We start from the raw sequence: 6,715 nt of genomic DNA on the forward strand, positions 1-6,715 counted from the left end.
GCAGCAGGGCGCGCCAGGCGGTGCGCGCGGCCGCGGGCGGCAGCGGCACGGCCAGCGCGTCCGGATCGGACCGCGTTGCGATGAACACATGGGCGGTGGTCCGCGCCAGGCGGGTCGGCTCGAACTGTGCCAGGCTGGCCATGTTGTGTTGGCAGCACTGCGCCAGGCGGCTGGCATAGTCCTGCGCTGCGGCCGGGTCGTTCGCGCGGGCAGCGTCGACCTGGCCGCCGCCCCCATCGGACTCCCGCTGCGACAGCAGCTCGCGCCGGAACACCGCTTCCAGCTGGGCGTCGGTCGGCGCGGGCAACGGCGCCGCCGATGCGGGCGGCGGCGGGTCGATCAGGTGCAATTGCGCCACCGGCTCGCCCTGCTCCTCGGCCAGCGCGCACATGGCGTGCGCGACCGCGGCGCCGAACGACCAGCCGGCGAGCTGCCAGCGGAACTGCTCGCGCGGATAGCGCCGCTCCAGCGCCCGCAGGTAGCGGGCGGCACGTTCCCGCACGCCGGGCGGCGGCAGGCCGGGGTCCGCCAGCAGGGGATCGGCGATCACGCAAACCCGCAGGTCGGCGTCCAGCGCGGCGACCAGTTCGCGGTAGGCCTGCACGTCGCCGCCGACCGGATGGACCAGGCACAGCAGGTCGGCGCCGCTGCCCTCGCGCCAGACCTCGATTGGCACATCGTCCGGTGCGCCCTGGGGGGCTGAAGGCGCGGGTGCCACAGGCCGGCGCGCGGCTTTGGCCAGCGCCAGCACGTCGTCCAGGCTGACCTCCGGGCCGAACTGCGACAGCTGCAGCGTGACCTGGAAACGCTCCGCCAATTCGCCGATCAGGTCCAGCAGCGTCAGGGAGTCGGCACCCAGGTCGTAGAGCGACGCGGCGGTGTCGAGCACCGGCACGCCCAGCCAGGCGCCCATGCGTTCCTGCAGATGCACTGCGAGCGACCGATCGGATGGTAGCGCTATCTCCGGCACCGCGCGGCGCGGCAATGCCGGATAGAACCGGCGCGAGGCCTCGATCTGCGTGGTGGACACCAGCAGCTGCGGCAGTTGCAGCCGCAGCGCCTGCGCGAACACGCGTACGCCCTCCTCGTTGGACAGGCCGACCGCGAGGTGCGCCTGGTGCCGCGCATCGCGGGCCAGGTCGGCGGTGGCAGCCATGCCGGCATCGCGCCAGATGTCCCAGTCGACGGCCATGCGCACGCAGTCCCGCGCGGCTGCCGGGCGGTAGTGCGCGAAGCCGTCCAGCACGCCGTTGGCCGCCGCGTAGTCGAACTGGCCGGCGCCGCCGAGCACGCTGGACATCGACGCGCAATACAGCACGAAGCGCGGCGCGAACTGCGCGACGATGGTTTCGATGGCGGCCATGCCCAGCGTCTTGGCTGGATCGGCGCCACCGGCTTGTGGTGTGCCACGCGACTGGATCAGCCCGCCGGTGCCCAGGCCCGCCGCGTGGACCACGCCGTCGAGGCGCGCATGCCGCTGCCGCAGCCGGTCCATGAGCGCGGGCCAGCCGGCCGGATCGCCGATGTCGCCGGCGACCAGCGCGATGCGGTCGGCATATTCGCGCAGCATGGCCGGCAATTGCGGCCGGCGCGACAGCAGGACCACACGGCGGCGCGGCGCGGCCAGCAGCTGGCGCGCCAGCACCGCACCGATGCCGCCGCTGCCGCCGATGACCAGCACCACGGCGCCGTCGGGCAGCAGCATGGGATCGGCTTGCACGTCCGGCGCAGCGCAGCCGGCGAAAGCCGACTGCCACAGGAAGCCGTCGCGTAAAGCCAGTCGCGCGCCGGAGGGCGGCGACGACGCCAGCAGCGCCGCCACCGGCCCGGCCTGCCGTGCCCAGGCGGGTTCCTGCAGGTCCAGCCAGCGGCATTCCAGCGCGTATTCCTGCGGCACCACCGCATGCGCACCGGCCAGTGCGCCCAGCTCGGGCCGCAGCACCGGGCCTTCGACAGGCGCGTGCCGGTGCGACAGCAGCCACAGCTGTAGCGATGCCGCCGGCGCGCCCTGCCCCCACGCCTGCATGAGTGCGGCGACGCTGTCCACGCAGGCCCATTGCGCGCGCGCCAGGCTGGCTTCGCCGACCTCGCCGGCAACCGACAGCGGCAATGCGTGCAGCCAGTCGAGCGACGCCACCCCATCGGCCGTGATGGCGGCCAGTAGCGCGCCCATCGACTGCGCATCGCATGGATCGACCGCAAAACTGTCGTCGCCCAGGCGCCGGTAGCCCTCGCCGGCTTCGACCTGGATCACGCGCCGGTACACCGGCCTCGCAGCGTCCAGCAGCGCACCGGCATCGCCACCCGCCGTGACCAGCACCAGTGTGTCGCGGCTGCGGGCTTCGGGTGCATCGGGCAGGCGCCGCTGGCGCAGCCACTGGTTCTGGTGCAGCCATTGCGCGGCGGGTTGCCGCGGCGGGAACGCATGGTTTTCGTCCCGCCGCCCTGCATCGATGTGCGCCGTGTCGAAACGGTACGGCGACAGATCGAAGGCCGCGGGCGGAAAGTCCCAGGGCGCGGCGGCCGCATCCTCGTTCCAGGAGATGCCGGAGCCATCCAGCCATGCCGCGACGAGTGCCTCCGCGGACGCGCCTTCGGCCGCGATGGTGTTGTCCTGCGCATCGACCTCACAGACCGGCGCCGCGCGCAGCGCCGCCACGGCTTCTTGCGCCGTGCGGCACACCGCGCCGAACCGCCAGCGCCGCCGGGGCCGCGCCGTCCGCAAGTGGCGCAGCACCGCGCCATGGTGTTCGGGATGCGCCTCGAGGTAGCCGGCGACAGCCGCGAGATCGGCGCGCAAGGCGCTCTCGCTGTGCGCCGACAACAGCAGGCAAGGCTGCACCGCTTTCAGGCCATGCGATGCGCTGGACACCGGCGCCTGCGCGAGCAAAAGATGCGCGTTGGTGCCGCCGATGCCGAAGCTGCTGATGCCGGCGACGCGGCGCCGGCCCGCAGGCCAGGGGCTCGCCTCGGTCGGGATGTAGAACGGCGTGCCTGCCAGCGCGATCTGCGGATTGAGCGCGCGGAAGCCCACGTTGGGCGGCACCACGCCATGGAACAGTGCCAGTGCCGCGCGCACCATGCCGACCACGCCGGCGGCGGCGCCCAGGTGCCCGATCTGGCTCTTGACCGACGACAGCGCGCAGCCGCCAGGCGCGGCCGCACCGAACGCCTTGGCCAGCGCCGCGACCTCCACCGGGTCGCCGAGCAGCGTGCCCGTGCCATGCGCTTCCACATAGCCGACGTCGGCGCCTTGCAGGCCGGCGCGGCGCAGCGCGGCGCGGATCACCTCGCCCTGCCCGGCCAGCGAGGGAGCGGTGTAGCCGAGCTTGCCTGCGCCGTCATTGTTGATGGCCGAGCCCTCGATCACCGCATAGATGCGGTCGCCGTCGCGCTGGGCCGCGGCCAGCGGCTTGAGCACCACCACGCCGTAGCCGCTGGCGCCGATGGTGCCGCTGGCGTCGTCGCTGAACGGCCGGCAATCGCCGTCGCGCGAGAAGATGTGCTGCGGCCGGTAGCGGTAGCCATCGGACAGCAGCGGATCGATCAGCACGCCGCCGGCCAGCATGACGTCGCTGTCGTCCTGCCGCAGCATGGCGCTGGCCATGTGCACCGCGATCAGCGAGCTGCCGCAGGCCGCCTGCACGCTGACGGCCGGGCCTTTCAGGTCGAGATGGAACGCCACCTTGGTGGCGAGGAAGTCCTTGTCGTGGTGCAAGGCCATCTGGAAGCTGTCGGGCAAGGCGCTTGCGTCCGCGCGCCGCAGCAGGTCCTGGAAGTAGGTGACCTCGCCGCAGCTGGCCACCACGCCGATGCGGCGGCTGGTGCGCGCGGGGTCGATGCCGGCGTGCTGCAGCGCATGCACGCAGCCCATGAGCAAATGGCGCTGCTGCGGGTCCATCAGCTGCGCCTCGCGGGGGCTGATGCCGAAGTAGGCGGGGTCGAAGTCGAACAGGCCGCGCAGTTGGCTGCGCGCGCCCACCAGCCCGTCGTCGGCCGGCGTGAAGCGCTCGATGCCGCTGCCGCCGCGCGCGACCATGTCCCAGAAAGCGCCCAGGTCGTCGGCGCCCGGCACCTTCAGCGCCATGCCGATGATGGCGATGCGGGTCTCCTGTGTATTGGTGCCCGGCGCTTGCGCCGTGTGCACCGTTGCGGGCACGGGCTGCGCGCCTTCCAGGTGGCGTGCGAGCCGGCGCACCGTCACGTGCTCGAACAGGTCTGGCATGCCAAGCGGCACGTCCAGCGCGGAGCGGCAGCGCAGGTGGAAGCGGATCAGGTCCAGGCTGGTGGCGCCCGCCTCGAAGAAGGTCTGGTCGGCGGCGATGGGCCGGCCCACCACCTCGCCGAACAGGTCGGCCAGGGACTGCTCCAGCCCGCTTGCCGGCTTCGGGGTCGAGGCTATTTGCGGCTGCGCCCATTCGCGCCAGTCGGCCTGCGGCAATGCGCGGCGGTCGATCTTGCCGCTGGGCGTCCGCGGCCAGCGCGTCACCTGCCGGTAGCGGTCGATGCGCACGTGGCTGGGAAGGTGCTGCGCCAGATGGCGGTCCAGCGCCTGGGCCGACAGCTCGGAGCCGTCGGTCTGCAGGTAGGCGGACAGGCTGGCGGGCTCGCCCTCGCCAGCCACCAGGGCCGTGACGACTCCAGGATGGCGCATCAGCGCCGTTTCGATCTGCCCCAGCTCCAGCCGGTGCCCGCTCAGCTTGATCTGCTGATCGTCGCGGCCCAGGAAGTGGAGCTGGCCGTCATGGCCGAAGGACGCGAGGTCGCCGGTACGGTAGAAGGTGCGGGCCGGGCCCTGCGCGTCGTCTTGCAGGTCGGCGAAACGTGCGCTGTTCAACGCGGCGTCGTCCAGGTAGCAGTGCCACACCATGGGACCCGCGATCAGCAGCTGGCCGCTGCATCCCGGCGGAACCGGCCGGTCGCGCGCGTCCACCACGCGCAGCAGCGCGTTGGCCACCGCGGTGCCGATGGACGGGCGCGCCGGCCAATTTTCTGGCGGGCCGGACAGGCGGTACGCGCTGACCACGTGGGTCTCGGTCGGGCCGTAGTGGTTGTGCAGCGTGGCGCGCGGCATGCCCGCGAACCAGCGGCGGATGGGCTCGGTGCACAGCAGCTGCTCGCCCGCGGTCACCACGTCGCGCAGGTCGGCCGGGTACAGGCCGCGCGCGACGCCGGTTTCCGCCACGAACTGCAGCGCCACGTAGGGCATGAAGATGCGCGCGATTCGCGCCTCGGCCAGGTAAGCGAGCAGCGCTTCAGGGTCCTGGCGCCAGGCGGGAGGCAGCAGGTGGTAGCACCCGCCGCCGCACAGGGTGGAGAACAGTTCCTGGAACGACACGTCGAACGACAGCATCGAGAACTGCAGGGTCGCCGCCGCCGGCGCCAGGCCGCCCTGCGCGCGCTGCCATTGCAGCAGGTTGCACAGGGTGCGGTCCATCACCTGCACGCCCTTGGGCGCGCCGGTGGAGCCGGACGTGAACAGCGTGTAGAGCGGGCGCAGGCCGCGCCGTGCGGCTGTCGGCGCGGCATCGGCGCAGGCATCCAGCGCTATCACATGGCGCGGAAAGCGGCCGTCGTCCAGGCGCGCCGCCGCGTCCAGCGATTCGGCGCGCAGCAGCACGCAATGCGGCTGTGCCCGCTCCAGGATCTGGCGCAGCAGCGCGGGCGGATAGCTGGTGTCCAGCGGCACTGCGGTGAGATTGAGCTTGGCCAGCGCCAGCAGCGCGACCACGTGCTCGACCGACGCGCCGAGATAGAGCGCGACGTGCAGCGGCTGATTGCCCTCCTCCACGTCGGGCGCAAGCGGGTGCGCCGCCAGCAGCTGCGCTGCCAGTGCGTCGGCAAGGCGATCGAGTTCGCGGTAGCTGAGCGTGTTGCCGTGCCCGCGCAGCGCCGGTGCATCCGGCGTGCAGCGCGCCTGGTGCTCGAACCAGTCCGCGATGGAATCGAAGCCCACGGACGCAGGCGGCCCGGCACCCAGTTCAGGCAGGCGGCAACGGTAGGGCGCCACCAGGTCGTCCAGGCTGGCAGGTTGCTCCTGCAGCAGCAGGTCCAGCCCGCGCCGGAACAACCCCGCCATCGCTTCGATCTCGCCCGCATCGAAATGGCTGCACTGGTACTCCCAGATGCAGTCCAGGCCCGGCTCGCCGTCCACCACCGACAGCGTCAGCGGGCATTTGGCCTGCACCCGCTCGGCCAGGCACGGCGTTGCGCGCACGCCCGGCAACCGGAACCGGCCGTAGTCGGTGTTCTCCAGCACGAACATGAAGTCGAACAGGCTGCCCGCCGGCCGCGCCGCCAGCCCGAGGTCGCCGACCACGTCGGCCAGCGCGACGTCCTGGCAGGCCAGCGCCGCCTGCACCGTCGCGGCCTGCTGGCGCAGTTGCGCGTGCAGGTCGTCCAGCTCATCGATGGCCATCGGGACCAGCACGGTGTTGGCGAACATGCCGACCGCGTTCTCGAATTCGGCCACCGGCCGGTTGGCGACGGGGCTGGCGATGCGGACGCGGTCGCGCCCGGTGGCGGCGTGGACCGTCCAGGCGAAGATGCTGAGCAGCACCTCGAACCGGGTGAGGCGCGACTGCGCGCACAGATGGTCGAGCCCGGCCCGGCACGCCAGGCCGAACGGGGCGCGGTGCAGCCGCGCTTCGATGCCGGCGTCGGGCCGCTTGGGCTGCAGGGGCGGCGACACGCCGCCTTGCGCGCGGTGCAGCTC

1 protein-coding gene is annotated in these 6,715 nt (G+C 72.6%); it reads right to left on the reverse strand.

Annotated features, from left to right (window positions below; genetic code table 11):
• A partial coding sequence (locus H0U68_RS18375) for an SDR family NAD(P)-dependent oxidoreductase (protein ID WP_296358223.1) occupies positions 1-6,715 on the reverse strand: 6,715 nt, incomplete at both ends.

The sequence above is a fragment of the Ramlibacter sp. genome, assembly GCF_013697775.1.
Taxonomy (GTDB): Bacteria; Pseudomonadota; Gammaproteobacteria; order Burkholderiales; family Burkholderiaceae_C; genus Ramlibacter.